Source organism: Agreia sp. Leaf244, from assembly GCF_001422695.1.
In the GTDB taxonomy this organism is placed as follows: domain Bacteria; phylum Actinomycetota; class Actinomycetes; order Actinomycetales; family Microbacteriaceae; genus Agreia.
This window is the reverse complement of the sequence record NZ_LMLX01000005.1, coordinates 474,483-501,083: the sequence shown is the minus strand read 5'-3', so window position 1 is coordinate 501,083 and position 26,601 is coordinate 474,483. Positions and strand designations below refer to the sequence as shown.

General features: G+C 66.4%; 28 protein-coding genes. 15 read left to right on the top strand and 13 right to left on the bottom strand.

The window, feature by feature from the left end:
• Positions 1-53: 53 nt before the first annotated feature.
• Both treS and ASF06_RS16615 read left to right on the top strand, forming a co-directional pair.
• Positions 54-1,772: a maltose alpha-D-glucosyltransferase gene (treS, locus tag ASF06_RS16620; protein WP_055949512.1), complete on the top strand. Its 1,719-nt coding sequence runs from the start codon at positions 54-56 to the stop codon at positions 1,770-1,772.
• 50 nt (positions 1,773-1,822) lie between these two features.
• Complete coding sequence (locus ASF06_RS16615) at positions 1,823-2,638, top strand: exonuclease domain-containing protein (protein ID WP_268750648.1); 816 nt, start codon at positions 1,823-1,825, stop codon at positions 2,636-2,638.
• Positions 2,639-2,778: 140 nt separating this feature from the next.
• On the opposite strand, the gene ASF06_RS16610 is transcribed toward ASF06_RS16615, so the two are convergent.
• The 3 genes from ASF06_RS16610 to glgA form a co-directional block, all read right to left on the bottom strand.
• The gene (locus ASF06_RS16610) at positions 2,779-3,030 is read right to left on the bottom strand and encodes a type B 50S ribosomal protein L31 (RefSeq protein ID WP_044443333.1); all 252 of its coding nucleotides are present in this window, start codon (positions 3,028-3,030) and stop codon (positions 2,779-2,781) included.
• Positions 3,031-3,155: 125 nt separating this feature from the next.
• The gene (locus tag ASF06_RS16605) at positions 3,156-3,938 is read right to left on the bottom strand and encodes an ABC transporter ATP-binding protein (protein WP_055949509.1); all 783 of its coding nucleotides are present in this window, start codon (positions 3,936-3,938) and stop codon (positions 3,156-3,158) included.
• Between the two features lie 20 nt (positions 3,939-3,958).
• Complete coding sequence (gene glgA, locus ASF06_RS16600; RefSeq protein ID WP_055949506.1) at positions 3,959-5,140, bottom strand: glycogen synthase; 1,182 nt, start codon at positions 5,138-5,140, stop codon at positions 3,959-3,961.
• Positions 5,141-5,187: 47 nt separating this feature from the next.
• Here glgA and ASF06_RS16595 point away from each other — a divergent pair, with 47 nt between their 5' ends.
• Positions 5,188-6,432 (top strand): glucose-1-phosphate adenylyltransferase, encoded by a 1,245-nt coding sequence (locus ASF06_RS16595; RefSeq protein WP_055949502.1) that lies wholly within the window; start codon positions 5,188-5,190, stop codon positions 6,430-6,432.
• Positions 6,429-7,142, top strand: coding sequence for a phosphoserine phosphatase SerB (gene serB / locus ASF06_RS16590; RefSeq protein WP_082501018.1), 714 nt, complete (start codon positions 6,429-6,431; stop codon positions 7,140-7,142). The genes ASF06_RS16595 and serB overlap by 4 nt, the downstream gene beginning before the upstream one ends.
• 18 nt (positions 7,143-7,160) lie before the next feature.
• On the opposite strand, the gene ASF06_RS16585 is transcribed toward serB, so the two are convergent.
• On the bottom strand, positions 7,161-7,871 hold the full coding sequence (locus ASF06_RS16585) for a beta-ketoacyl-ACP reductase (protein ID WP_055949500.1): 711 nt from the start codon (positions 7,869-7,871) through the stop codon (positions 7,161-7,163).
• 113 nt (positions 7,872-7,984) lie between these two features.
• On the opposite strand from ASF06_RS16585, the gene ASF06_RS16580 reads away from it, so the two are divergent.
• From ASF06_RS16580 to ASF06_RS16570, 3 genes are read left to right on the top strand one after another with little or no spacing between them, the layout of a single operon-like run.
• Positions 7,985-8,278 carry a DUF3099 domain-containing protein gene (locus ASF06_RS16580; RefSeq protein ID WP_055949497.1) on the top strand — a complete coding sequence of 98 codons (294 nt, stop codon included), beginning with the start codon at positions 7,985-7,987 and terminating at the stop codon, positions 8,276-8,278.
• Positions 8,275-8,532 (top strand): hypothetical protein, encoded by a 258-nt coding sequence (locus tag ASF06_RS16575; RefSeq protein ID WP_055949494.1) that lies wholly within the window; start codon positions 8,275-8,277, stop codon positions 8,530-8,532. Before ASF06_RS16580 ends, ASF06_RS16575 begins: the two co-directional genes overlap by 4 nt.
• Entirely contained in the window at positions 8,529-9,386 is an 858-nt protein-coding gene (locus ASF06_RS16570) for an SURF1 family cytochrome oxidase biogenesis protein (protein WP_055949491.1), read from the top strand. The genes ASF06_RS16575 and ASF06_RS16570 overlap by 4 nt, the downstream gene beginning before the upstream one ends.
• 18 nt (positions 9,387-9,404) lie before the next feature.
• On the opposite strand, the gene ASF06_RS16565 is transcribed toward ASF06_RS16570, so the two are convergent.
• Positions 9,405-11,003 carry an ABC-F family ATP-binding cassette domain-containing protein gene (locus ASF06_RS16565; RefSeq protein WP_055928642.1) on the bottom strand — a complete coding sequence of 533 codons (1,599 nt, stop codon included), beginning with the start codon at positions 11,001-11,003 and terminating at the stop codon, positions 9,405-9,407.
• Between the two features lie 152 nt (positions 11,004-11,155).
• On the opposite strand from ASF06_RS16565, the gene ASF06_RS16560 reads away from it, so the two are divergent.
• Positions 11,156-11,746 (top strand): biotin transporter BioY, encoded by a 591-nt coding sequence (locus tag ASF06_RS16560; RefSeq protein WP_055949488.1) that lies wholly within the window; start codon positions 11,156-11,158, stop codon positions 11,744-11,746.
• 86 nt (positions 11,747-11,832) lie between these two features.
• On the opposite strand, the gene ASF06_RS16555 is transcribed toward ASF06_RS16560, so the two are convergent.
• Genes ASF06_RS16555 through sufB form a run of 5 tightly spaced genes read right to left on the bottom strand, consistent with a single transcriptional unit; the run spans position 11,833 to position 15,886 of the window.
• Positions 11,833-12,162, bottom strand: coding sequence for a metal-sulfur cluster assembly factor (locus ASF06_RS16555; RefSeq protein WP_055781451.1), 330 nt, complete (start codon positions 12,160-12,162; stop codon positions 11,833-11,835).
• A gap of 3 nt (positions 12,163-12,165) precedes the next feature.
• On the bottom strand, positions 12,166-12,933 hold the full coding sequence (gene sufC, locus ASF06_RS16550) for a Fe-S cluster assembly ATPase SufC (RefSeq protein WP_055928649.1): 768 nt from the start codon (positions 12,931-12,933) through the stop codon (positions 12,166-12,168).
• Between the two features lie 2 nt (positions 12,934-12,935).
• Positions 12,936-13,265 carry a non-heme iron oxygenase ferredoxin subunit gene (locus tag ASF06_RS16545; RefSeq protein ID WP_055928652.1) on the bottom strand — a complete coding sequence of 110 codons (330 nt, stop codon included), beginning with the start codon at positions 13,263-13,265 and terminating at the stop codon, positions 12,936-12,938.
• A 2-nt stretch (positions 13,266-13,267) separates the two neighbouring features.
• Positions 13,268-14,467: a Fe-S cluster assembly protein SufD gene (gene sufD, locus ASF06_RS16540; protein ID WP_082479722.1), complete on the bottom strand. Its 1,200-nt coding sequence runs from the start codon at positions 14,465-14,467 to the stop codon at positions 13,268-13,270.
• Positions 14,468-15,886: a Fe-S cluster assembly protein SufB gene (sufB, locus tag ASF06_RS16535; RefSeq protein ID WP_055928655.1), complete on the bottom strand. Its 1,419-nt coding sequence runs from the start codon at positions 15,884-15,886 to the stop codon at positions 14,468-14,470.
• 302 nt (positions 15,887-16,188) lie between these two features.
• Between sufB and ASF06_RS16530 the strand changes: the two genes are divergently transcribed.
• A complete protein-coding gene (locus tag ASF06_RS16530; protein WP_055949485.1) occupies positions 16,189-17,139 on the top strand; it encodes a COX15/CtaA family protein in 951 nt (316 codons plus the stop codon).
• Positions 17,140-17,347: 208 nt separating this feature from the next.
• Here ASF06_RS16530 and ASF06_RS16525 read toward each other — a convergent pair whose 3' ends face one another.
• The gene (locus ASF06_RS16525) at positions 17,348-18,268 is read right to left on the bottom strand and encodes a heme o synthase (protein WP_055928660.1); all 921 of its coding nucleotides are present in this window, start codon (positions 18,266-18,268) and stop codon (positions 17,348-17,350) included.
• 103 nt (positions 18,269-18,371) lie between these two features.
• On the opposite strand from ASF06_RS16525, the gene ASF06_RS16520 reads away from it, so the two are divergent.
• The 6 genes from ASF06_RS16520 (at position 18,372) to pgl (ending at position 25,884) form a co-directional block, all read left to right on the top strand.
• The gene (locus ASF06_RS16520) at positions 18,372-18,866 is read left to right on the top strand and encodes a heme-degrading domain-containing protein (RefSeq protein WP_055949482.1); all 495 of its coding nucleotides are present in this window, start codon (positions 18,372-18,374) and stop codon (positions 18,864-18,866) included.
• A gap of 223 nt (positions 18,867-19,089) precedes the next feature.
• The gene (tkt, locus tag ASF06_RS16515; protein ID WP_055949479.1) at positions 19,090-21,183 is read left to right on the top strand and encodes a transketolase; all 2,094 of its coding nucleotides are present in this window, start codon (positions 19,090-19,092) and stop codon (positions 21,181-21,183) included.
• 28 nt (positions 21,184-21,211) lie between these two features.
• The gene (gene tal / locus ASF06_RS16510; RefSeq protein ID WP_055928666.1) at positions 21,212-22,324 is read left to right on the top strand and encodes a transaldolase; all 1,113 of its coding nucleotides are present in this window, start codon (positions 21,212-21,214) and stop codon (positions 22,322-22,324) included.
• Between the two features lie 252 nt (positions 22,325-22,576).
• Positions 22,577-24,118 (top strand): glucose-6-phosphate dehydrogenase, encoded by a 1,542-nt coding sequence (zwf, locus tag ASF06_RS16505; RefSeq protein ID WP_055928671.1) that lies wholly within the window; start codon positions 22,577-22,579, stop codon positions 24,116-24,118.
• Positions 24,115-25,110, top strand: a complete 996-nt coding sequence (locus ASF06_RS16500; protein WP_055949475.1) for a glucose-6-phosphate dehydrogenase assembly protein OpcA — start codon at positions 24,115-24,117, stop codon at positions 25,108-25,110. Before zwf ends, ASF06_RS16500 begins: the two co-directional genes overlap by 4 nt.
• Positions 25,111-25,113: 3 nt before the next feature.
• Positions 25,114-25,884, top strand: a complete 771-nt coding sequence (gene pgl, locus ASF06_RS16495) for a 6-phosphogluconolactonase (RefSeq protein ID WP_055949473.1) — start codon at positions 25,114-25,116, stop codon at positions 25,882-25,884.
• A 70-nt stretch (positions 25,885-25,954) separates the two neighbouring features.
• Here the strand turns inward: pgl and ASF06_RS16490 are convergent, their stop codons facing one another.
• Both ASF06_RS16490 and secG read right to left on the bottom strand, forming a co-directional pair.
• Positions 25,955-26,317, bottom strand: coding sequence for an RNA polymerase-binding protein RbpA (locus ASF06_RS16490; RefSeq protein WP_055928678.1), 363 nt, complete (start codon positions 26,315-26,317; stop codon positions 25,955-25,957).
• Positions 26,318-26,328: 11 nt separating this feature from the next.
• Positions 26,329-26,580 carry a preprotein translocase subunit SecG gene (gene secG / locus ASF06_RS16485; RefSeq protein WP_055928680.1) on the bottom strand — a complete coding sequence of 84 codons (252 nt, stop codon included), beginning with the start codon at positions 26,578-26,580 and terminating at the stop codon, positions 26,329-26,331.
• Positions 26,581-26,601 lie beyond the last annotated feature (21 nt).

Below are 26,601 nucleotides of genomic sequence, written 5' to 3'. Positions count from 1 at the left end.
GGCTGATGCAGCGCGGCGATACGCCCGATACGCGCCCTCGGAAGGACTTGTACGTGAACTTCACCGCCCCCATCCAATTGCCGGGACTCACGCTCGATCCCCAGTGGTATCGACGAAGCGTCTTCTACGAGGTGATGGTGCGGTCGTTCGTCGACAGCAACGGAGACGGGGCGGGCGACATCGCCGGCCTGGTGTCGAAGCTCGACTACCTGCAGTGGCTCGGCATCGACGCCCTGTGGCTGCCGCCGTTCTACAACTCGCCGCTGCGTGACGGTGGATACGACGTCTCCGACTTCACGTCGATCCTCCCCGAGTTCGGAACCCTCGACGAGTTCCGCGACCTCGTCACGAAGGCCCACGAGCGTAACATGCGGCTCGTCATGGACTTCCCGCTCAACCACACCTCGGATGCGCACGAGTGGTTCCAGCAGTCCCGGTCCGATCCCGAGGGCCCGTACGGCGACTTCTACGTGTGGAGCGACACCGACGAGAAGTACGAGAGCATCCGCATCATCTTCGTCGACACCGAGGAGTCGAACTGGACCTTCGACCCTGTGCGTCGCCAGTTCTTCTGGCACCGCTTCTTCTCGCACCAGCCCGACCTGAACTTCGAGAACCCGGCCGTGCACGACGCGATCTTCGACATCGTGCGATTCTGGCTCGAGCTCGGCGTCGACGGGCTTCGACTCGACGCGATCCCCTACCTCTACGAGTCCGACGAGGGCAACGGCGAGGGCGAGCCGAAGACGCACGACTTCATCGTGAAGCTGCGAGCCATGGTCGACGAGGACTACCCGGGCCGCGTGCTCATCGCCGAAGCGAACCAGTGGCCGCGTGAGGTGGCAGCGTTCTTCGGAACCGACGAGGAGCCGGAGTGCCACATGGCGTTCGACTTCCCTGTGATGCCCCGCATCTTCTACTCGCTCAGATCGCAGAATGCCGACGAGCTCGTGCGCATCCTCTCTGAGACGACGGATGTGCCCGACTCGGCCGCGTGGGGCGTCTTCCTGCGCAACCACGACGAGCTGACCCTCGAGATGGTCTCCGAGGAGTACCGGCAGGCGATGTACGGCTGGTACGCCTACGACCCGCGCATGAGGTCGAACATCGGCATCAGGCGCCGCCTCGCTCCCCTGCTCGACAACTCCCGTGCCGAGCTCGAGCTCGCCCACGCTCTGCTGTTCGCACTCAAGGGCAGCCCGTTTCTGTACTACGGCGACGAGATCGGCATGGGCGACAACATCTGGCTGAACGACCGCGACGCGTCGCGCACGCCGATGCAGTGGACGCCCGACCGCAACGCCGGATTCTCCACCGCCGATCCAGGCAAGCTCTACCTGCCCGTCGTGCAGTCCCTCGTCTACAACTACGCCTTGGTCAACGTCGAATCGCAGCTCGCGCAGTCGCGCTCGCTGCTGCACTGGGTGCGCAATGTCATCCACGTGCGCAAGGCGCATCCGGCTTTCGGCCTCGGCAGCATGCAGGTGCTGCAGACCGACCACGAATCCGTGCTGGCCTTCGTGCGCACCTACGAGGGATCGGGTACCCACCTCGGCGACTCTCCCGAGCAGGTGCTGTGCGTGTTCAGCTTCGCGCACAATCCCGTCGCGGTGCACATCCAACTGCCCGACCAGGCGGGCGGCCGACTCGTCGACCTGTTCGGCGGTGGGGAGTTCCCCACGATCGCCGACGACGGCAGCCTCACGCTGACCCTGGGAACGCAGAGCTTCTACTGGCTCCAGATCGGCCAGTCGGTCGACCAGCGGTTCTAGTCGGTCGGGTCCTCCCGTCGCTGTCGGGAGGGGCCGGTAGAGTTCGGATCGTGACAGATTCAGTGCAACCCGAATTGTTCAGCCTCTCCGACGATGCGGTGCTCATCGCCGATCCGGCCGTGGTTCGGCCCGCGGGCCCGGCGGAGGGCCAGGCGCCGGCTCCTGCCGGGGCCCAGGCTGCACCCGAGTGGTGGCACCGTCTTGCCGTCTTCGACCTGGAGACCACCGGAATCGACGTGCAGACGAGCCGCATCGTCACGGCCAACGTCAGCGTCATCGGCGCCGACGGGCATCCGGTGTCACGCCTCGACTGGCTCGCGAACCCCGGGGTCGAGATCCCCGAGCAGGCGACAGCCGTGCACGGGGTGACCACCGAGCGCGCCGTCGCCGAGGGGCGTCCCGCCGCCCTCGTCGTCTACGAGATCGTCGAGGCGCTCACAGCGCTGCTCGCCGAGGGTGTGCCGCTCGTCATCTACAACGCGCCCTACGACCTCACGCTCCTCCACCACGAGGCTGTGCGCTACGGCATCGACCCCCTCGAGCTTCCCGCCGCCATCATCGATCCCCTCGTCATCGACAAGGCCGTCGATCGCTACCGCAAGGGCAAGCGCACGCTCGAGGCCGCCGCGGTCGTCTACGGAGTCGAGCTGCTCGACGCCCACGACGCCGGCGCAGACGCCATAGCCGCGGGCCGCGTCGCCCAGGCGCTCGCCCAGAAGCACGACGCCGTCTCGGCCCTGGCCGTGCACGAACTGCACGAGAAGCAGGTCGACTGGTTCCGCGAGCAGGCCGAGAGCTTCCAGGAGTACATGCGGCGCACGCACAACCCCGAGTTCACGGCGCGCACCGCGTGGCCCGTCGGCTGAGCGGGTATCGCCCCGTCTCGGCGGGCTCCGTCTCGACAGGCTCGACGAACGGGGGCGGGGCTCGACGAACGGGGCCAGACACACAGAAGAAGGGCCGGAAGCGAATCGCTTCCGGCCCTTCTCTCGTGCGGTGCGGCGTGTTAGGCGCCGAAGCCCTTGTAGCGGCTGTTGAACTTCTCGACGCGACCGGCCGAGTCCATGATGCGCTGCTTGCCCGTGTAGAACGGGTGCGACTCGGACGAGATCTCGACGTCGATGACCGGGTAGGTGTTTCCGTCTTCCCACTCGATGGTCTTCGAGCTGCCGACCGTCGAACGGGTCAGGAAGGTCGCGCCGGAGGCGAGATCGCGGAAGACAACCGGAGCGTAGTTCGGGTGGATGTCTGTCTTCATGGGGTTTCCTTATGGGTACGAGTGATGCGAGAAAGTCTGTTCGGCCCTGTACGAACGCGGCACACTGCAGCGGCGACCGGGCCAGCGGTCAACTCTATCAGAAAAGTGCCGAGTCGGAGCGAGTGTCAGGCGGCTCGCGCCGAGTACCGGCCGTCTGTCTCGGTCAGCGTGATCGGAAGGCCGAAGGTGGCTTCGAGATTCTCGGAGGTGAGGACCTCTGCGAGGGGGCCCGCTGCCACGATGCGACCGCCCGAGACGAGCAGCACGTTCGTGAAGCCCCGCGGGATCTCCTCGACGTGGTGAGTGACCATGACGATGGCCGGGGAGTCCGATGAGCTGGCGTAGCCGCCGAGCAGCTGCAGGAGCTCCTCGCGGGCGCCCAGGTCGAGGCTCGCGGCGGGCTCATCGAGAAGGAGCAGCTCAGGATCGGTCATGACCGATCGGGCGATCTGCACGCGCTTCTGCTCGCCGTCGCTCAGCGATCCGAATAGGCGGTTCTCGAGGTGGTCGAGCTTCCACTCGGCCAGAACCCGGTGAGCGCGTCGGAGGTCGACGTCTTCGTAGTCCTCGTTCCAGCGGCCGGTGACCGAGTAGGCGGCGGTGAGAACGACGTTGAGAACCGTCTCGTCGGCGGGAAAGCGGCGAGCCATGGCGCTCGACGCGAAACCGACACGGGGCCGCAGTTCGAACACGTCGACCTGGCCCAGCTTTCCGTCGAGGACGGTTGCGGTGCCCGTCGAGGGGTGGCTCATGGCCGCCGCGATCTGGAGCAGCGTCGTCTTGCCCGCACCGTTCGGGCCGAGGATGACCCAGCGTTCGTCGCCCTCCACCGTCCAGTCGAGGTTCGAGAGAATCGGATTTGCGTCTCGGACTACGGACACATCGGACAGCTGGAGTACCACGGGCATGGCACTAGCTTAACCGGTGATCACAGGAGCGAGCGGTAGATACGCTCCGTCTCGACCGCGATCTGGGCCCAACTGAAGGTGCTCTCTGCCCGGAGCCTGCCGGCGCGCCCCATGGCCTTCGCCCGCTCGGGGTCGTCGAGGACCCGGGTGAGTGCCGCCGCGAGATCGGCGACGAAGCGATCGGGATCGACGGGTGTGCCCGTGCCGTCCTCGACCTGGTCGATCGGAACAAGCACGCCCGTGACGCCGTCGTCGACGACCTCGGGGATTCCGCCCGTCGCGGTTCCGACGACGGGGAGGCCGCAGGCCATCGCTTCGAGGTTCACGATGCCGAGCGGCTCGTACACGGAGGGGCACACGAAGACAGTGGCGCTCGAGAGCACGACCGACAGTGTGCGCGTGTCGAGAAGGCGGTCGATCCAGACGATTCCGGAGCGGGTCTTCTGCAACTCCCGCACGCCGGACGCGACCTCCTCGAGGATCTCGGGCGTGTCCGGCGCTCCCGCGCAGAGCACGACCTGAACCTCGGGAGACAGGCGATCGATGGCCCGGATCAGGTACGGCAGACCCTTCTGGCGTGTGATCCGGCCGACGAAGACCACGGTGGGTCGGTCGGAGTCGATTCCGAGTTCGGCGAGCACGGCGTCGTCGCTCACCGGGTGCCACTTCTCGAGGTCGATCCCGTTGTAGACGACGCTGACGCGATCCGGATCGAGCGACGGGTAGCTGCGCAGGATGTCCCGGCGCATTCCGTGGCTGACCGCGATGACCGCGTCGGCGCTCTCGAACGACGTCTTCTCGATCCAGCTCGAGAGACGGTAGCCGCCGCCGAGCTGCTCGGCCTTCCACGGCCGGAGCGGCTCCAGCGAGTGAGCAGTGACGACGTGGGGGATGCCGTGCAGCCGGGAGGCGATCTGGCCCGCCGCATTGGCGTACCACGTGTGCGAATGCACCACGTCGGCACCCGCGACGTCGTTCGCGATCTCGAGGTCGGTGCCGAGCGTCCTGAGGGCGGGATTCGCGTCGACGAGCCCGGCCGGTGTCTGGTACGAGAAGACTCCCGGCTCGTCACGCGGTTCGCCGAACGCCCTGACGACCACGTCGATGCTGCCGCGCAGAGCCTTGACGAGTTCGGCGACATGCACCCCCGCTCCGCCATAGACCTCGGGTGGATACTCTCGGGATATCACGTCTACTCGCACAGCTATGAACGTAGTACACGCCCCCGCCGAGGCTCTACTGTTATGACATGGCAGCATCGAAGAAGATATTTGGCATCGTCCTGGCTGGTGGAGAGGGCAAGCGGCTCATGCCGCTCACGGCGGATCGCGCGAAGCCCGGAGTGCCGTTCGGCGGCAGCTACCGGCTCATCGACTTCGCGCTGTCGAACCTGGTGAACTCCGGCCTGCGGCAGATCGTCGTTCTGACCCAGTACAAGTCGCACAGCCTCGACAGGCACGTGTCGCAGACGTGGCGCCTGCCCATGATGCTCGACTCCTACGTCGCCTCGGTCCCTGCGCAGCAGCGACTGGGCAAGCGCTGGTTTGCCGGCTCGGCCGACGCGATCCTGCAGAGCCTGAACCTGATCGGCGACGAGCGGCCCGACATCGTCGTCGTCGTCGGTGCCGACCACGTCTACCGGATGGACTTCGAGCAGATGGTCGCCGCCCACATCGAGTCCGGACTCGGCGCGACCGTCGCCGCGATCCGCCAGCCCATCGAGCTGTCCGACCAGTTCGGCGTCATCCAGACCTCCGACGACGACCCCACCAAGATCTCCGAGTTCCTGGAGAAGCCGAAGGATGCCAAGGGCCTCCTCGACTCCCCCGGCGAGGTGCTCGCCTCCATGGGAAATTACGTCTTCGACGCCGATATGCTCATCGAAGCCGTGATCCGCGACGGCGAGAAGCCCGACTCCAGCCACGACATGGGCGGCGACATCATCCCCGACTTCGTCGAGCGCGGACTCGCCGGCGTCTACGACCTTCAGCGCAACGAGGTGCCGGGAGCCACCGACCGCGACCGGTACTACTGGCGCGACGTGGGTACCATCGACTCCTTCTACGACGCGCACCAGGACCTGATCTCGGCGCTGCCGATCTTCAACCTCTACAACCGTGAGTGGCCCATCTTCACCCAGCAGCTCAACTCGCCGCCCGCCAAGTTCGTGCGGGATGCGAAGGGTAATACGGGCACCACGCTGGGTTCGCTCGTCTCGCTCGGCTGCCTCATCTCGGGCGCGCGCGTCGAGGGCAGCGTCATCGGACCGTGGTCGACCATCGAATCCGAGGCGCTCGTGCAGGACTCGGTGCTGTTCGACCGGGTTCACATCGAACCGGGCGCCATCGTCAAGCGGGCTATTCTGGACAAGAACGTGGTCGTCGCGGCCGGGGCCCAGGTGGGCACGGATGCGGCGCGGGATCGAGAGCGCGGATTCACCGTGACCGACTCGGGCATCACGGTCGTCGGAAAGGGAATCCGCGTAGAGCCATGAGTCTGACTTCGGAGGCAGTTCTGTACAGCCCGGGCCGCCAACCGATAGATTCACGGATCGCGTCGCAGGATCCCGCCCGTTTTCTCGTCGTGCTCGACGTCGATTCGACGCTGATCGAGAACGAGGTCATCGAGATGCTGGCGCAGGCCGCCGGCAGTTTCGCCGAGGTCGCCGAGATCACCGAGCGCGCCATGTGCGGCGAGCTCGACTTCGAACAGAGCCTGCGCTCCCGCGTGGCCACCCTCGAGGGCCTCGCCGTGGAGCAGCTGCCGGACATCGCCGCGCAGATCAGGCTCACCCCCGGCGCGCAGCAGATGATCGACACCCTGCACGCCCACGACAGCGTGGTCGGTGTTGTGTCGGGTGGATTCCACGAACTGCTCGACGACCTCGCCGGAGAGGTGGGGCTCGATTTCTGGAGGGCGAACCGCCTCGAGGTGCGCGACGGCCGACTCACGGGCGCGGTGCGCGGCCCCGTCATCGACGCCGAGGCCAAGGCCTCGGCGCTCACCGAATGGGCGACCCTTTACGGGGTTCCGACCGCGCGCACGGTGGCCGTCGGAGACGGCGCAAACGACCTGCAGATGATGCAGGCCGCCGGCCTCTCGATCGCGTTCGACGCGCGACCGCTCGTGCGCCAGACGGCAAATGTGGCGATCAGCGAGCGCGACCTGAGCCAGGTTCTTCCGGCCCTCGGCCTGCGCGGCTGACCCGCCGCGGGCGAAAGGTCAGTGGCCCATTCCGAGGCCGCCGTCGACCGGGATGACCGCACCGGAGATGTAACCCGCGTCATCCGATGCCAGCCATGCGACGACCCGCGCCACCTCGGTGGGCGTGGCGAAGCGGCCTGCGGGAATCGACTTCAGGTACTCGGCCTGCGTCGCCTCGGGCAGGGCTGCGGTCATGTCGGTCTCGATGAAGCCCGGGGCCACGACGTTCGCCGTGATGCCTCGGGAACCGAGTTCGCGCGTGATGGAGCGGGCGATGCCCACGAGACCGGCCTTCGACGCCGCGTAGTTGACCTGCCCCGCCGATCCGAAGAGCCCGACGACGCTCGAGATCAGGATGATGCGGCCGAAGCGCGCCTTGAGCATGCCCTTGGAGGCGCGCTTGATCACGCGGAACGATCCAGAGAGATTCGTGTCGATGACCGAGGTGAAGTCGTCCTCCGACATCCGCAGGAGGAGGGTGTCCTTGGTGACGCCCGCGTTGGCCACGAGAACCTCGACAGGCCCGAGGGCGGCCTCGACCTCGGTGAAGGCGCGGTCGATGGACTCCGCATCCGTGACATCGGCGAGCACGGTGAGGCTGCCTTCCGGACCCTGGCCCGAGCGGGCGGTGACGGCCACCCGGTGCCCCTGGGCGACGAACTCCTCCGCGAGGGAGAAACCGATTCCGCGGTTTCCGCCGGTGATGAGTACGGTGCGAGTTGTCGTCATGATAAGTCCTTCGATGCGGGGCGTGGATCACTGGCCCGTACCAGCATAAGAGGTGCATACGCGGCGTAGGCTTAGGGCAGCCCACCGGCCCCAGAACCCGAGCAGACGAGCCCATGAAACAGCAGTCGATCACCGACCTCCCGCCTTCCCCGGGTGATGAGCGCCACACGCGCATGGTCAAGTACGGCATCGCCATGGGCATCCGGATCGTCTGCATCATCCTGATGCTGTTCCTTCACGGCTGGTGGCTCATCCTCCCCGCCATCGGGGCGATCGTGCTTCCGTACTTCGCCGTGGTCCTGGCGAACGTCGGCTCCCCCACCAAGTCCGTCGTGAACAGGCCGGGCGGGGTCGTCGCCATTCCCGGGGCGCGTCCGCCTCGTGACTTCGGTGGTCGTCCGGAATGATCGGCCTCGGGCTCGAGCCGGAGGGCTCGCAATGCTCCCGCGCGGGCTGCCGTGATGCATCCACGTGGCGGATCGAGTGGCGCAACCCCAAGATCCACGCCGAGACGCGGCGCAAGGTCTGGCTCGCCTGCGACGAGCACGTCGATTTCCTGCGCGAATTCCTCGCCGCCCGTGACTTTCCCCTCGAGGTGATGGCCGACGGCGGCACGACGGCTCCCGGTTCGGGAACCGCGGATGCGATGGGCCGGGCATGAATGTCGGCTGGCGGTTCCTGCGGAGCTCGCGCTGGGCGGGGTACCTGGCGGTGACCATCGTCTTCGCCCTCGTGTGCGTATGGCTGGGCACCTGGCAGCTCGCACGACGCGACGCCGCTGTGGCCGAGAACGACAGGGTGGCCGCGAACTACGACGCCGCACCTCGCCCGATCGGCGACGTGCTGAGCAACCTCGACTCGTTCGACGCCGGAGACAAGTGGACGACGGTGTCGCTGACCGGCAGCTACCTCAGCGAAGACCAGCTTCTGGTGCGCAATCGACCGATGGGCGGGCAGCCGGGATTCGAACTCCTCGTGCCGTTCCAGCTCGACGACGGCGATATCGTGGTCATCGACCGCGGCTGGCTGCCCACCGGAGAGAAGCAGGACAAGCCCGACGTCGTGCCTGACGCTCCTCAGGGCGAGGTGACGGTCGTCGCACGTCTGAAGGCCGGCGAGCCCACCCTGAAGGACCGCACGGCGCCGGCGGGCGAGATCCCCTCGATCGACCTGCCCACGATCGCCGAGAAGCTGGATGCGCCTGTCTACACGGCCGCGTACGGCGAACTCGCGAGCGAATCGCCCTCGGCCGACACGGGAACGCTCGGCACGCGCCCTCCGGAGGACGAGGGGCCGCACCTGTCGTACGCGTTCCAGTGGTTCGTCTTCGCGCTGCTGGCCTTCGTGGGGCTCGGCTACGCGGCGCGGCAGGAATACCGCCTGGAGAACGCCGACGATCCCGACGAGCAGGAGCGTGCCGCCGAGCGCGAACGGCGTCGCCGTGCCAAGGCGAAGTCCGACAACGACATCGAGGACGAACTCGTCGAGCAGGCCTCGCGCGCCGAGCGGCGCTGAGGCTGACGCCCGACGGGCCTACGCCAGCGAGATCAGGTCGGCGTAGTCCTTGTTCCAGTGGTCCTCGACGCCGTCGGGCAAAATGAGGACACGCTCGGGGTTCAGGGCCTCGACCGCTCCCTCGTCGTGGCTGACCAGAACGACGGCGCCCTCGTAGTGCGCCAGGGCGTCGAGGATCTCCTCGCGGCTGGCGGGGTCGAGGTTGTTCGTGGGCTCGTCGAGCAGCAGTACGTTGGCGCCCGAGACCACGATCATCGCCAGGGCAAGACGGGTCTTCTCGCCGCCCGACAGTACTCCGGCCGGCTTGTGAGAGTCGTCGCCTGTGAAGAGGAATGACCCCAGAACGCGCCGTGCCTCCATCTCGGTGATGTTGGGCGACGACGACACCATGTTCTCGAGAACACTGCGTTTCACGTCGATGGTCTCGTGCTCCTGCGCGTAATAGCCGATGCGCAGGCCATGGCCCGGTTCGATCTGGCCGGTATCGGGCTTGTCCGCCCCGCCGAGGATGCGCAGCAGAGTCGTCTTTCCGGCACCGTTCAGGCCGAGGATGACGACCTTCGAGCCCCGATCGATGGCGAGGTCGACCGCGGCGAAGATCTCGAGCGAGCCATAGCTCTTCGAGAGATTGGATGCCATGAGCGGCGTTCGGCCGCACGGCGCCGGTGTCGGGAATCGCAGCTTTGCGACGCGGTCGACGGCGCGCACCTCCTCGAGGCCGGAGAGCATCTTCTCGGCGCGGGCGACCATCTGGTGAGCGGCCGCTGCCTTCGACGCCTTGGCGCCGAACTTCGCCGCCTGCAGCTGCAGGACCGACGCCTTCTTCTCGACGTTGACGCGCTCCTTCTTGCGGCGCTCCTCGTCGGCGGCGCGCTGGCGCAGGTAGTTCTTCCAGTTCATGTTGTAGACGTCGATGACCTGGCGGTTGGCATCGAGGTAGAACACCCGGTTCACCGTCTCGCCTACGAGTTCGATGTCGTGGCTGATCACGATGAATCCGCCGGAGTAGTTCTTGAGGAACTCGCGGAGCCAGACGACGCTGTCGGCGTCGAGGTGGTTCGTGGGCTCGTCGAGGATCAGCGTGCGCGCGTCGGAGAAGAGGATGCGCGCGAGCTCGATGCGTCGACGCTGGCCACCGGAGAGGGTCGACAACGGCTGGTCGAGGATGCGGTCGGGCAGGTTGAGGTTGGAGGCGATCGAGGCGGCCTCGGCCTCGGCCGCGTATCCGCCGAGGGCCAGGAAGCGGTCTGTGAGGTTGCCGTACTTGGTCATGCCCGCGGCACTGACCTTCGGGTCGGAGCTGCCCATGTCCGTCGTGGCCTGCTGCATTCCGAGAACGAGCTGTCCGAGCCCACGGGCGTCGAGGATGCGCGTGCGCGCCAGGTCTTCCGGGTTTCCCGAGCGCGGGTCCTGTGGGAGATAGCCGATCTCGCCGTTGCGCTCGACCTTGCCGCCGTTCGACAGCTGCTCCCCCGCGAGCACCTTCGTGAGGGTGGTCTTGCCCGCTCCGTTGCGACCGACGAGGCCGATCTTGTCACCGTCGGCGACTCGGAAGGAGACGTCCTGCATCAGCACCCGTGCACCGACCCTGAGTTCGAGGTCTTGAACATTGAGCACAGGCAGAATCCATTTCTACTGTCGTGTTTCCACAACGGGGGTTTGGGGGGAGGTAGCAATAGTATAAATCCGAAAGCGGTCGCCGGTTTCGCAAGGCCTTCCGCACCCTCTCAACACATTCAGTGTTCTGCCCATTCCCTAGGAGTTCTCCAGTGTCGTCACTCACCCTCGCCGCGTCGCGGCCGACCCTCGCCGACCGGCTCTTCTCCCGATCGCTGACCACCGACATCCTGCTCATCGGTGCCGGCGCCGCGCTCACGGGCGTGCTCGCCCAGGTGACCATCCCCTTGTACCCGGTTCCGATCACCGGTCAGACCCTCGCCGTGATCCTCGTCGGCTCGACGCTCGGCGCGCTTCGCGGCGCCCTCTCGATGGTGCTCTACCTCGCACTCGGCACGATCGGCCTGCCGTGGTTCAGCGACGCGAGCTCCGGATGGGGCGTCGTCGCCGGACCCACGGGCGGTTACATCGTGGGCTTCATCGCAGCGGCCGCCCTCACCGGCTGGCTCGCCCAGCGCACCTGGGACCGTCGCGTACTCGGCGCCTTCGTGTCGATGTCGGCCGGAACGCTCGTGACGTTCGCCGTCGGCCTGCCGTGGCTCGCCGCATCCCTCGGGCTCACGCTCGAGCAGACGCTCGAGGCCGGGCTGTACCCGTTCCTGATCGGCGGGGTCATCAAGGCGCTGCTGGCCGCCGGCATCCTGCCCCTCGCCTGGAAGCTGAGCTCGAAGCGCGACCGGTAGGCGCCGGGGCACTCGCCCACGCACGAAGAAAGGGCCCCGCCTCGTGGCGGGGCCCTTCTTTTGTGTTCTAACGGACTCTGGCGGAGCTACATCGAGAAGCCGAGGGCCCTCATCATCTCGCGACCGTCGTCGGTGATCTTCTCCGGACCCCACGGCGGCATCCAGACCCAGTTGATGCGGAACTGCTCGACCGTGCCGTCGAGGGCCTGGGCCGTCTCCTCTTCGATCACGTCGGTGAGCGGGCATCCGGCGCTGGTCAGGGTCATGCTGATCAGCAGGGCGTCGTTCTCGTCGTCCCACGCGAGGTCGTAGATCAGGCCGAGGTCGACGATGTTGACCCCGAGCTCCGGGTCCATGACGTCTTTCAGCTTGTCCTCGATCTCGTCGAAGCGCTGGGGTGTGAGTGTCGAGGCCATGACCTATGACCCGACGACGGCGTTCGAGAGGAACCGGTCGTAGCCCTCGTTCTCGAGGCGCACGGCCAGCTCGGGTCCACCCTGCTCGACGACCTTGCCCGCGACGAACACGTGCACGAAGTCGGGCTGGATGTACTTGAGGATGCGGTTGTAGTGCGTGATGAGCAGGATGCCCAGACCGGTGTTCGCCTTGGCGCGGTTCACGCCCTCCGACACGATCTTCAGTGCGTCGACGTCGAGTCCCGAGTCGGTCTCGTCGAGAACGGCGAACTTCGGCTTGAGCAGTTCGAGCTGCAGGATCTCGTTGCGCTTCTTTTCGCCACCCGAGAAGCCCTCGTTGACGTTGCGCTCACGGAACGACTTGTCCATGCGCAGCTGCGACATCGACGAGTCCAGGTCCTTGATCCAGCCGCGGATGGGCGGTGCCGCTCCATCGATGGCGGTCTTGGCGGTGCGGAGGAAGTTCGACACGCTCACGCCGGGGATCTCGACCGGGTACTGCATGGCGAGGAACAGGCCGGCGCGGGCCCGCTCGTCGACCGTCATGGTGAGGACCTCTTCGCCGTCGAGCTTGACGGAGCCGCTCTCGACCGTGTACTTGGGGTGCCCCGCGATGGCGTAGGCGAGGGTGGACTTGCCCGAGCCGTTCGGGCCCATGATCGCGTGGGTCTCGCCCTCGCCGATCGACAGGTCGACGCCCTTCAGGATCTGCTTGGTTCCCAGCTCGGTCTCCACGCTCACGTGGAGATCGCGGATCTCAAGATTCGACATGGCTACACAATCTCTTTCGTTTTGGTCGGGTCGATGTAGACCTCGCCATCGACGATGGTGAGTTCGTACACCGGAACAGGCTCGAAGGCCGGAAGGGTGAGGGGCTTGCCGCTGACGAGCGAGAACTTGGACCCGTGGGCCCAGCACTCGAGGGTCTCGTCTTCGACGAAGCCTTCGGCGAGCGAGATGTCGCCGTGGGTGCACGTGTCGCCGATGGCGTGGCACTCCCCCGCCGAGTCCTTCACCAGCGCGATGGCGACACCGTCGATCACGACGCGCACCGCCTCGTTCGGGGTGAGGTCGTCGACGGAGCAGATGAGCTCTGCGGCCATGGTCAGTGTCCCTGCGCTTCGCTGAGTTCGGCCTCGATGGCCGCGGACAGGTGGGTCTCGAGGTCGTCGGACCCGATCTGGGCGACGATCTCCGCGAGGAAGCCGCGCACGACGAGACGCCGGGCCTCGTCTTCGGGGATGCCGCGGGACTGCAGGTAGAACAGCTGCTCGTCGTCGAAGCGCCCGGTCGACGACGCGTGGCCGGCGCCCATGATGTCGCCCGTCTCGATCTCGAGGTTGGGGATGGAGTCGGCCCGGGGCCCCTCGGAGAGGACCAGGTTGCGGTTCTCCTCATAGCTGTCGGTTCCCGTCGCGTGCGGGCCGATCAGAACGTCGCCGACCCAGACCGATCGGGCAGTGGCGCCCTGGAGCGCTCCCTTGTACTTCACGCGGCTCTTGGTCTGGGCCGCGACGTGGTCGATGTAGACGCGCTGTTCGAGGTGCTGCCCCGAGTCGGCGAAGTACAGACCGAAGGCGCTGGCGTCGGCACCCGACTCGACGAGGTGGATCGACGGGTTGACCCGCACGACTCCCCCGCCGAGGCTGACGACGATGTGACGCAGGCGCGCATCCCGGCCGACGCGGGCGAAGTGGCTCGCCAGATGGTTGCTCTCGTCGTTCCACTCCTGCACCGTGACCACGGTGAGCGCCGCCTGGTCGCCCACGACGATCTCGACGTTCTCGGTCAGCTGGGCGTCGCCCGAATTGCGGAGGATGACGAGACCACGGCTGAACGGGGCGGCGGTGATGACCGTGTGCCCGGCGCGCGGGGTGGAATCGGTCGCCTCGCGGGTCACGACGAACTCCTGCAGCTCCTCGCCGGTGACATCGATGGCGAGGGCCTTGTCGAACGACGACCAGGCGTTGGCGCTGGCCCGCTCTTCGGGCGCACCGGCCGAGCCGATGCGCGCATCCGTGCGGTCGACCCACGCCGCCGTGACGCCCGGCGTCTCGCTGAATGTCAGCGTCGGGGCCGAGCCGTCGAGCTCGCCCTCGATGAGGGCGGTGATACGGGTGATCGGCGTGAGCTTCCACTCGAGCTCGAAACCGGTGACCTTCTCGAAGTCGTCGACAGAGGTGGAGGTGAAGCGCTCGGCCCGTGACTGCACGGGCACGTACGCGTCACCCCCGTCTGAGTGAGCCTTGAGGCCGTGCTGTTCGGTCTCGATGAGACCCGTGTTCGCTGAAACTGCTGCGGACATCTAGCCGACACTGCCTTCCATGCCCATCTCGATGAGCTTGTTGAGTTCGAGTGCGTACTCCATGGGGAGCTCGCGGGCGATCGGCTCGATGAAGCCGCGCACGATCATGGCCATGGCCTCGTCTTCGGGGAGACCGCGGCTCATCAGGTAGAAGAGCTGCTCCTCGCTGACACGCGAGACCGTGGCCTCGTGGCCGAGCTGCACGTCGTCGACCCGGATGTCGATGGCCGGGTAGGTGTCGGAGCGCGACTTGGTGTCGACCAGCAGGGCGTCGCAGCGCACGGTGTTGGCCGAGTGATGGGCGTTCTCCGCCATGCGCACCTCGCCGCGGTAACCGGCACGGCCACCGCCCCTGGCGATGGACTTGGAGACGATGGACGACTGCGTGTACGGCGCCATGTGGATCATCTTCGCGCCGGCGTCCTGGTGCTGGCCGGGGCCGGCGAACGCCACGGACAGGGTCTCGCCCTTGGCGTGCTCTCCGACGAGGTAGATCGACGGGTACTTCATGGTGACCTTGGATCCGATGTTGCCGTCGATCCACTCCATGGTCGCGCCCTCGTGCGCGATCGCACGCTTGGTGACGAGGTTGTAGACGTTGTTCGACCAGTTCTGGATCGTCGTGTAGCGAACGCGGGCGTTCTTCTTGACGATGATCTCGACGACGGCGGAGTGCAGCGAGTCGGACTTGTAGATCGGCGCGGTGCAGCCCTCGATGTAGTGCACGTAGCTGCCCTCATCGGCGATGATCAGCGTGCGCTCGAACTGGCCCATGTTCTCGGTGTTGATGCGGAAGTAGGCCTGCAGGGGGATCTCGACGTGCACGTTCTTGGGAACGTAGACGAACGAGCCGCCCGACCAGACGGCCGTGTTCAGCGCGGCGAACTTGTTGTCGCCGGCGGGGATGACCGTGCCGAAGTACTCGGTGAAGAACTCGGGGTGCTCGCGCAGCGCCGTGTCGGTGTCCATGAAGATGACGCCCTGCGCCTCGAGGTCTTCGCGGATGGTGTGGTAAACGACCTCGGACTCGTACTGCGCGGCGACGCCCGACACCAGACGCTGACGCTCGGCCTCGGGGATGCCGAGCCGCTCGTAGGTGTTCTTGATGTCGTCGGGCAGGTCGTCCCAGGTGGTGGCCTGCTTCTCGGTCGACCGCACGAAGTACTTGATGTTGTCGAAGTCGATGCCGGAGAGGTCTGCGCCCCAGGTCGGCATGGGCTTGCGCTCGAACAGCTGCAGACCCTTCAGCCGGTTCTTGAGCATCCACTCCGGTTCGCTCTTGAGGGCGGAGATGCCCTTGACGACGTCGGCGTCGACACCGCGTTTCGCGACGGCACCCGCCGCATCGGAGTCGGACCAACCGAATTCGTAAACCCCCAGGTTTTCGAGTTCCGGACGGTCGATTAGTACGTCAGACATGACTTTCTCCCTTCCTCGTTGATCTCAACCCGCGGACAGCGGCAGGCATTCCAGACCGGGTGTAAATGTGATTCGGCACGGATCACCGAAATGATTGCCTGATCACGTTCTCGTGGGGAGAACGCACGTACTTAGAATGTACTGAGGTCTGGGGGCGTGAGCCCCGCCCAACGCTGGGCGATATGCGCAAAACGCGTTCGAACGCGGATTTCTACAACTTTCAAATTCTACAGGCAATGCCTGCCGGATAGTAGGTCGCAGGCCTTTTCATCGACAAGTCTTGACAAGGAACACCCGAAGCCGTGAAGCGACTCATCGCATTCCTCCCCGCATCCATCAGTCGACCCGTTCGCGTGCTGGCCTGGCTGTCGCTCGTGTTCCAGGTGGTGCTCATCGGAACCGGCGGTGCGGTGAGGCTCACGGGGTCGGGCCTGGGCTGCCCCACGTGGCCGCGATGCACCGACGCGTCGTTCGTGTCGACGCCGGAGATGGGCATCCACGGCGTGATCGAGTTCGCGAACCGCATGCTCACCTTCGTGCTCGCCCTCATCGTGATCGCGGTGTTCCTCGCCGTGGTGCGCTACTGGAGGGAGCGCAGGGACCTGTTCGTGCTCACGCTCCTCCAGGGCCTGTCCATCCCGCTCCAGGCCGTCATCGGCGGAATCACGGTGCTGACCGGGCTCAACCCGTTCATCGTCGGGCTGCACTTCGTGATCTCGATCCTCCTCGTCGTCAACGCGACGATCCTGGTCTACCGCGTGTACCGCGGGCCGCGCGGAGATCGCCGCACCGTGCCGCTGTGGTTCCTGATCGTGGCGCACCTGGCGTCGCTCTTCGTCGCGATCACCGTGGTCGTGGGTATTCTCACCACGGGTTCAGGGCCGCACGCCGGCGACGAGAAGACTCCGCGCAACGGCCTCGACGCCGAGCTGCTGCAGCACTTCCACAGCTGGCCCGCCTACGTGCTCCTGGCGCTCACCGTGGTGCTCGTCGTCGCCGCGCTCGTCGGCCGGCTCGGTGTCACCCGCTGGGCGCTCGCACTGCTGGCCATCGAGGCCGTGCAGGTCGTCGTGGGTCTGACACAGGCGCGACTCGGACTGCCCCCGCTGCTCGTCGGCATCCACATGGTGCTCGCCGCACTCCTGGTCGCGGCCATGACCGCCCTGGTGCTGTCGCTGCGCTCGTCGTCGAACGCCCTCGAATCGGTGGACGACCCCCGGGAGCTCAGCTCCGTCGGCCAGCCCCGGGGCTGACCGGCAAGGCCCTAGAGACATTGACTTCCGTTTGTCGGGGTGGAGTCTCTTGAGGCGACGTAACGGAGCACGAATTGGTCGGCACGCCGCCAGCCGACCTTCGTTCGTGGCGTGTTACTCCAGACGTGCGTCTGTAGGTTGCCAGATTTAACGCCAGGTGTGGTCCGCGCTTCGACAGGCTCGGCGAACGGGTCGGGGAAGGGCCGGGCTAGAACGGGAGAAGCGGGTCTATGGCGACGGCGAGGAAGACGAGCGTCAGGTAGCTGATCGATGCGTGGAAGACGCGCATCGGCTTGACCTCGTGGCCGTGGATGGCCCGGTTGTAGAGCCGATGCGTCTCGTAGATGAACCAGGCGCCGGAGCCTAGCGCGACGACGCTGTAGACGATGCCCATCGGTGCGACCGGGATCAGCAGCAGCGAGCAGGCGACCGTGGCCCACGCGTAGAGGATCGTCTGGAGGCCGACGACGGCGCGACCGCGGACGACCGCGAGCATCGGAACGTTCGCCGCCTTGTACTCGTCTCGGTACTTCATCGACAGCGGCCAGTAGTGCGGCGGCGTCCAGAGGAAGATGACGCCGAACAGGATGAACGGGGTCCAGCTGAGCGAGTTCGTGACGGCGGCCCATCCGATGAGCACGGGCATGCAGCCGGCGATGCCTCCCCACACGATGTTCTGCGAGGTACGGCGCTTCAGCCAGACGGTGTAGAGGAACACGTAGAGCAGGATCGCGATGAGCGAGAGTGCCGCCGCCAGCAGATTGGCGAAGACGGCGAGCCAGACGATGGATGCGACGCCGATCACCCACGCGAACACGAGGGCCTCGCGGTCGCTCAGTTCGCCGGTGACCAGCGGACGACCCTGGGTGCGCTTCATGACGCGGTCGATGTCGCGATCGATGTAGCAGTTGAATGCGCCGGCGCTGCCGGCGCTGAGCGCGCCGCCGATGAGCGTGGCGACGACCAGCCAGAGGTCGGGGATGCCGTTCTGGGCGAGGATCATCACCGGCGCCGTCGTCACGAGCAGCAGCTCGATCACCCGCGGCTTGGTCAGCGCGACGTAGGCCTTGGCCTTCGCCGTCAGGCTGATCCGCTGCTTCTCCGTGCGGCCCTCTACAGCGACGTCCATTGCTCCTCAGACTGTTCCGGGCCCCGCGCAGGGCGCGCGCGATCCCGAATCAGTCTAAGCGATCGGTTCTCGAACCTCGGTCGGAGCCGATACCGTGACAGGCATGACGCACACCGACCCCACCACTCCGGACGAGTTCGCCCGCCTTGCCGCCCGCATCGAGGACGAGGTGGCCGAGCTCCAGGTCGACTCCTTCGGGCCGTCCGACGCCTTGAGGCTGGGTCTCATCCTCGTGCGTCTGGGCACGGAGCGCGCCTTGCCCATCGCCATCGACATCCGGCGCGGAGCGCAGATCCTCTTCCATGTCGCTCTCGAGGGCGCGCAGGCCGACAACGACGTCTGGATCGCGCGCAAGGCGCGCGCCGTCGAGCGCTATGGGATTCCCTCGCTGCTGCTCGGCACCCGCCCCAAGATCGCCGGAAAGCGGATCGAGTCCGAGGGCTGGTTCGATCAGATGGAGTACGCGGCCCACGGCGGCGGATTTCCCGTGTCGGTCAGAGGCACCGGCATCGTGGCCGTCGCGACGGTCTCCGGGCTGCCGCAGATCGAGGATCACGACCTCGTCGTGTCCGCCCTCCGCGAGTTTGTCGAGGGGTAGCCGAGGCTCCCCCCTGATTCCCTATACTTGTAGCGGCGACACAGCAGTCGGTGTTTCCTGCGTGTCTTTCTTGCGGAGAAGCCATGTCGCACTGTGCTGAACACGTACCGTGCGGGGGCTCACATTCGCCGGTCTCTCACGCGGTTCTCCCTGCTACCGATTCACATCGCGGCGCCTGACGGGCAAATCTGTCCGCCTGCAACTGAGAAGGGGCTTATTCCTCGTGGCATCATTCCAATGGACTCCCATTGACGACCAGGCCGTATCCACGGCGAAGATTCTCGCGGCAGACGCCGTCGAGAAGGTAGGAAACGGGCATCCGGGAACGGCCATCAGCCTTGCCCCCGCCGCCTACCTCCTGTTCCAGAAGGTCATGCGGCGCGATCCGAGTGACAACGAGTGGATCGGTCGCGACCGCTTCATCCTCTCGGTCGGCCACAGTTCGCTCACCCAGTACATCCAGCTCTACCTCGGCGGCTACGGTCTCGAGCTCGACGACCTCAAGGCGCTGCGCACCTGGGGCTCGCTCACTCCCGGACACCCCGAGTACGGCCACACCGACGGCGTCGAGATCACGACCGGGCCGCTCGGCCAGGGTCTGTCGTCGGCCGTCGGCTTCGCCTACGCCTCTCGCTTCGAGCGCGGTCTCTTCGACCCCGAGGCCGAGGCCGGCACGAGCCCCTTCGACCACTTCATCTACACCATCGCCGGCGACGGCGACCTGCAGGAGGGCGTCACGAGCGAGGCATCGTCGCTCGCCGGCCACCAGCAGCTCGGCAACCTCATCGCGATCTACGACAGCAACCAGATCTCGATCGAGGACGACACGAACATCGCGTTCACCGAAGACGTGCGCGCCCGCTACGAGGCCTATCACTGGCACGTGCAGGTCGTCGACTGGAAGAAGACGGGCCAGTACGTCGAAGACGTCGAGGCGCTCTTCGATGCCATCGAGGCGGCCAAGGCCGTCACCGACAAGCCGTCGCTGATCATCCTCAAGACCATCATCGGCTGGCCCTCGCCCAAGAAGCAGAACACCGGAAAGATCCACGGCTCCGCCCTGGGCGCCGAGGAGCTGAAGGGCCTCAAGGAGGTGCTCGGCTTCGACCCCGAGCAGAGCTTCGAGGTCGCCGACGAGGTCATCGCGCACACCCGCGGCGCCATCGAGCGCGGCCAGGCCGAGCACGCCGAGTGGAAGAACGCTTTCGACGCGTGGGCCTCCGCCAACCCCGAGAAGAAGGTCCTTCTCGATCGCGTCCTCTCCGGCGACGTTCCCGAGGGCCTCGAAGAGGCACTCCCGGTCTTCGAAGCGGGCAAGGCCGTCTCCACCCGCGCCGCCTCGGGCAAGGTCATCAACGCCATCGCGCCGATCATGCCCGAGTTCTGGGGCGGATCGGCCGACCTCGCCGAGTCGAACAACACGACGATCGAGTCAGGCGCGTCCTTCATCCCGGCCGAGCACTCCACTCACGAGTGGACGGGAAACCCCTACGGCCGCGTTCTGCACTTCGGAATCCGCGAGCACGCGATGGGCGCCATTCTCAACGGCATCGTGCTGCACGGAAACACCCGCCCGTTCGGTGGAACCTTCCTCATCTTCAGCGACTACATGCGTCCCGCCGTTCGTCTCGCGGCCCTCATGAAGTCCCCCGCGATCTACGTGTGGACCCACGACTCGGTGGCACTCGGAGAAGACGGACCGACCCACCAGCCGATCGAGCAGCTCGCCACGCTCCGCGCCATCCCGGGTCTCGACATCGTGCGCCCCGGTGACGCGAACGAGGTCGCCTACGCCTGGAAGACGATTCTCGAGCGCCGCAACGGTCCTGCGGGAATCGCCCTCACCCGCCAGAACATCCCCGTGTTCGAGCGTGGCGAGGGTGACGCATCCGGTGAGACCTTCGCGTCGGCGAAGAACGTCGCCAAGGGCGCGTACGTGCTGGCCGAGGCTCCGAACGGCACGCCCGACGTGATCTTCATCGCGACCGGCTCCGAGGTTCAGATCGCCGTCGAGGCGCGCGAGCTCCTCAAGAACGAGGGCATCAACGCCCGCGTCGTCTCGGCTCCCAGCCTCGAGTGGTTCGAAGAGCAGAGTGCGGAGTACCGCGAGTCGGTTCTTCCCGCTGCGATCAAGGCCCGCGTGTCGATCGAGGCCGGCCTCGACCTGACCTGGCGCTCCTACGTCGGAGACCACGGCAAGAGCGTCTCGATCGAGCACTTCGGCGCATCCGCCGACTACCAGACGCTGTTCCGCGAGTTCGGCATCACCACCGAGCACGCCATCGAGGCCGCCAAGCTCTCGATCTCGTCGCTCTAGACCACACGAACCTCCTAGGAGTACTTACATGACCGATACAACACCCACCGCCCAGCTCTCCGCAGCCGGCGTCAGCATCTGGCTCGACGACCTGTCGCGCGAGCGCATCACCTCCGGCGGACTCGAGAAGCTGATCGCCGAGAAGAACGTCGTCGGTGTCACCACGAACCCGTCGATCTTCGCCGCGGCCCTCACCAACGGAGAGTCGTACGCAGCGCAGGTCGCTGAGCTCGCCAAGGCCGGCAAGAACGTCACCGAGGCCGTCTTCGAGATCACGACCCAGGATGTCGCGAACGGCTGCGACATCTTCCGTCCGATCTACGACGCCACGAACGGATTCGACGGTCGCGTCTCGATCGAGGTCGAGCCGGGCCTCGCGAACGACGCCGCCGGCACGACGAAGCAGGCCAAGGAGCTCTTCGACAAGGTCGCTAAAGAGAACGTGCTGATCAAGATCCCCGCGACCATCGCGGGCCTCGAGGCCATCACCGAGACCATCGCGGCCGGCATCAGCGTCAACGTCACGTTGATCTTCAGCCTCGCCCGCTACCGCGACGTCATCAACGCCTACCTGGCCGGCCTGGAGCGCGCGAAGGCCGCCGGGCTCGACCTGTCGAAGATCCACAGTGTCGCCTCCTTCTTCGTGTCGCGCGTCGACACCGAGATCGACAAGCGCCTCGTGGCGATCGGAACCGATGAGGCTCTGGCGCTCAAGAGCAAGGCCGGCGTCGCGAACGCCCAGCTCGCCTACGAGGTCTACGAGCAGGCGTTCTCCACCGAGCGTGCGGCCGGGCTGCTCGCAGCCGGAGCCAACAAGCAGCGGCCGCTCTGGGCATCCACCGGCGTCAAGGACCCGGCCGTGCCCGACACGACCTACGTCACCGAGCTCGTCGCCCCGGAGGTCGTCAACACGATGCCCGAGAAGACTCTCGACGCCACGTTCGACCACGGCGTGATCACCGGAGACACCATCACGGGCTCCTACGCCGCCGCCAACAAGGTGCTCGACGAGATCGCGGCCCAGGGCATCTCCTACGCCGAGGTCACCGAGCTGCTCGAGACCGAGGGAGTCGACAAGTTCATCGTCTCCTGGAACGAACTGCTCGACACGGTCACGACCGCACTCGAGTCGTCCAAGTGAGCGTCCGGATCCACCTTCCCGGCAGCGGCCATGGCCGCGCCGGAAGGGTGGGTCCGGCCCTCGACTCCGGTGTCGTCTCGTTCGAGACAACCGGAGCCACCCCACTTCTGCCGGCCGTCCCTCCCGCCGATCGTCGCCCCGGCGACATCCCCATGAGCTCTTCGTCCGACGGTCCGCATCGCATCCGCCCCGTTTCCCGCGCTGTTCCAGCGCCGCACTAACCCGTCGACCCAGAAGGTCTCAAGGAGTCTCATGCCACCGGTAGAAATCACTCCGGAATACAACCCGCTCAGAATCCCGTCCGACCGACGGCTCAACCGCATCGCCGGCCCGAGCGGACTCGTCATCTTCGGCGTCACAGGCGACCTGTCGCGCAAGAAGCTGATGCCGGCCGTCTACGACCTCGCCAACCGCGGTCTGCTTCCGCCCGGCTTCTCGCTGATCGGCTTCGCCCGCCGTGACTGGGAGGACCAGGACTTCGAGCGCGTCGTGCACGACGCCGTCAAGGAGTACGCGCGCACACCCTTCGACGAGGACGTATGGCGCCAGCTCTCCGAGGGCATCCGCTTCGTGTCGGGCGAGTTCAGCGACGACGAGGCATTCGACCACCTCAAGGAGACGATCGAGTCCCTCGACGCCGAGCGGGGCACGAAGGGCAACTACGCGTTCTACCTCTCGGTGCCGCCGAAGGCGTTCCCCCTGGTGACGGAGCAGCTGCGCCGCTCCGGCCTGGCGCATCCCGAAGAAGGACAGTGGCGCCGCGTCGTCATCGAGAAGCCCTTCGGCAGCGACCTGAAGACGGCGCGCGAACTGAACGACGTCGTCGAGTCGGTCTTCGCTCCCGACTCGGTCTTCCGCATCGACCACTACCTCGGCAAGGAGACGGTCCAGAACATCCTGGCCCTGCGCTTCGCCAACCAGCTCTACGAGCCCATCTGGAACTCGAACTACGTCGACCACGTGCAGATCACCATGGCCGAGGACATCGGCGTGGGCGGACGTGCCGGCTACTACGACGGAATCGGCGCCGCACGCGACGTCATCCAGAACCACTTGCTCCAGCTGCTCGCGCTCACGGCCATGGAGGAGCCCATCTCCTTCAATGCGTCAGACCTGCGCGCCGAGAAAGAGAAGGTGCTCGCCGCCATCCGGCTTCCCAAGGACCTGGCGAAGCACACCGCCCGCGGCCAGTACGCCGGCGGGTGGCAGGGCGGCGAGAAGGTCACCGGCTTCCTCGAGGAAGACGGAATGAACCCCGAATCCCTCACCGAGACGTACGCGGCCATGCGCCTCGACATCGGCACCCGGCGCTGGTCCGGTGTTCCGTTCTACCTGCGGGCGGGCAAACGCCTCGGCCGCCGGGTCACCGAGATCGCCGTCGTGTTCAAGCGCGCTCCGCAGTATCTCTTCGCCGACAGCCAGACATCGGCGCTCGGCCAGAATGCGCTCGTGATCCGGGTGCAGCCCGACGAGGGTGTCACCATCCGCTTCGGATCCAAGGTTCCCGGCGCCGGCATGCAGGTGCGCGACGTGACCATGGACTTCGGCTACGGCCACGCCTTCACCGAGGCGAGCCCCGAGGCATACGAGCGCCTCATCCTCGACGTGCTCCTCGGAGACCCGCCGCTGTTCCCCCGCCAGGAGGAGGTCGAACTCTCCTGGAAGATCCTCGACCCGATCGAAGAGTTCTGGACCACCCAGGGTCAGCCCGATCAGTACCGCCCCGGAACCTGGGGCCCCGACTCCGCAGACGAGATGCTCGCCCGCGACGGAAGAACCTGGAGGCGGCCATGATCGTCGATCTGCCCGATACCAACACAAGCAAGGTCTCGAAGGCCCTCGTCAAGATCCGCGAGGAGGGCGGCGCCGTCGCCCTCGGTCGTGTGCTGACACTGGTCATCCGAACGGCCCTCGGCCAGGAGGAAGACGCCATCGAGGCGGCCAACGACGCATCGCGCGAGCACCCGATGCGCGTGATCGTCGTTTCGACCGATGCCGACGACGGCGTCAAGTCGGGCCGCGGCGCCAGACTGGATGCGCAAATCCGCGTGGGTGGTGACGCCGGCGCGAGCGAGGTCATCCTGCTCAAGGCCTACGGCGCGGCGGCAAGCGACGAGGAGGGACTCGTCACGGGTCTGCTCCTTCCCGACGCCCCCGTGGTCGTCTGGTGGCCGGGCGACGCGCCCGAATCGCCATCGACATCCGACCTCGGCCGTATCGCTCAGCGTCGCATCACCGACTCGTCGAACAGCAGCAACCCCAACGAGACGCTGCGCAGGCTGTCGAGCAACTACTCCCCCGGCGACACCGACTTCGCGTGGACCCGGCTCACACTGTGGCGCGCGCAGCTGGCCGCAGTGCTCGACCAGCCGCCCTTCGAGCCCGTCGAGGCCATCGAGGTGTCCGGCGCGTCCGATTCTCCGTCGACCCTGCTGCTCGCAGCCTGGCTCCGTCACCAGCTCAAGGTGACGGTCGACTACGGAATCTCGTCGCGTGCCAACGGATCCAGTGGAATCCACGGCGTCAAGCTCTCCCGCTCGTCGGGTGTCATCGAGCTCGAGCGCTCGGTGCCCAACGTGGCGACCCTGGTTCAGCCGGATCAGCCGCTGCACGACCTGGCTCTCCCCCGTCGCTCACTCCGCGACTGCCTGGCTGAAGAACTGCGCAGGCTCGACCCCGACGACCTCTACGGTGAGGTGCTCACGCAGGGCGTGCTCGAATTGGGCGAGCCCGAGCCCGATCCCGAGTCCGCGTCGGCGCCGCAGACGACCACAGAGGTGCGGTAGACCATGACGAACGAACGCCGTGTGCTGATTCACCCCGACAAGGCCTCGCTGGCGGGCTCAGTGGCGGCGCGCTTCATCACGAAGACGATCGACATCCTCGAAGACCGCGATGCCGTGAACGTCGTCCTCACCGGAGGCTCCGTCGGCACGGTGGTGCTGGCGGCCATCAATGCGTCGCCGGCCAGAGACAGCGTCGACTGGAGCAGGGTGAGCTTCTGGTGGGGTGACGAGCGATTCGTCGCTCGCGACGATCCCGATCGCAACGAGCTGCAGGCGCGCGAGGCGTTGCTCGACCACATCGACGTTCCCGCCGCACAGGTGCATCCGTTCCCGTCGACCGACGAGGTCGCCGATATCGATGAGGCCGCGGCCGTCTATGCGCTCGAACTGCTCGAGGCCGGCGACGGCAACGACTATCCGAAGTTCGACATCACCTTCCTCGGCGTCGGACCGGACGGTCACATCGCGTCCCTGTTCCCGGGCCAGGATGGCGTGCGCGTGACCGACGCGACCGTCGTCGCCGTGCGGGAGTCGCCCAAACCCCCGCCCCAGCGACTCAGCCTCACGCTCCCCGTCATCCGTTCGTCGGATCGGATCTGGCTCGTTCTCGCGGGATCCGACAAGGCGTCGGCGCTCGGCCTCGCGCTGGCGGGGGCCAGCACCGACGAGGTGCCTGTCGCGGGTGCGGAGGGTCGTCGGCGGACCGTGTTCTTCGTCGACAAGGACGCCGCGTCGGAGGTACCGGAGTACCTCATCACGCCGACCTACTACTGATCGGAACGATCGCACGAAAAAGCCCCTCGGCTCGGCCGAGGGGCTTTTTCGTTGACTGCGTGCGAACGGGCTAGGCGGTCGCCGTGCCTCGCCGTGCGCGGAGCTGGGTCAGTGCGTCTTCGAGAAGCTGCGCAGCCTCTTCTTCGGTGCGGCGCTCCTTGACGTACGCGAGGTGCGTCTTGTAGGGCTCGAGCTTGACGACCGACGGAGGATTCTCTTTGTCGCGACCAGCGGGAAGACCCGACGACGGGCAGTCGATCGTCTCAGGAATCTCTTCTTCGGGCAGCGTCGCCGCGAAGTACTTGACCGTCTCGTTTCCCAGGGCGTCCCAATAGGAGACCTTGATGCGATCGGCGTGGAAGCCCCGATCCTGTTCACCCATCGGGCCCGCGCCCACCCGTGACCCGCGAATTGCACTGCCGCCTGAAGCCATTGCCGATACTCCTAGATTCCGGTGTCGAATTTGGTGATGAGACCGAGCACGACGATGCACACGACCCACACGAGTCCGAGGATCACCGTGATGCGGTTGAGGTTGCGCTCCGCTACCCCGGATGCACCGAGGTTGGATGTCACGCCGCCGCCGAACATGTCGGACAGGCCTCCGCCGCGACCGCGGTGGAGAAGAATGAGGAGGGTCAGAAGGAGGCTCGTGATACCGAGCAGCACCTGTAGAACGACCTGAAGGATCTGCACGAATTGCCTCTCAAGAATGAT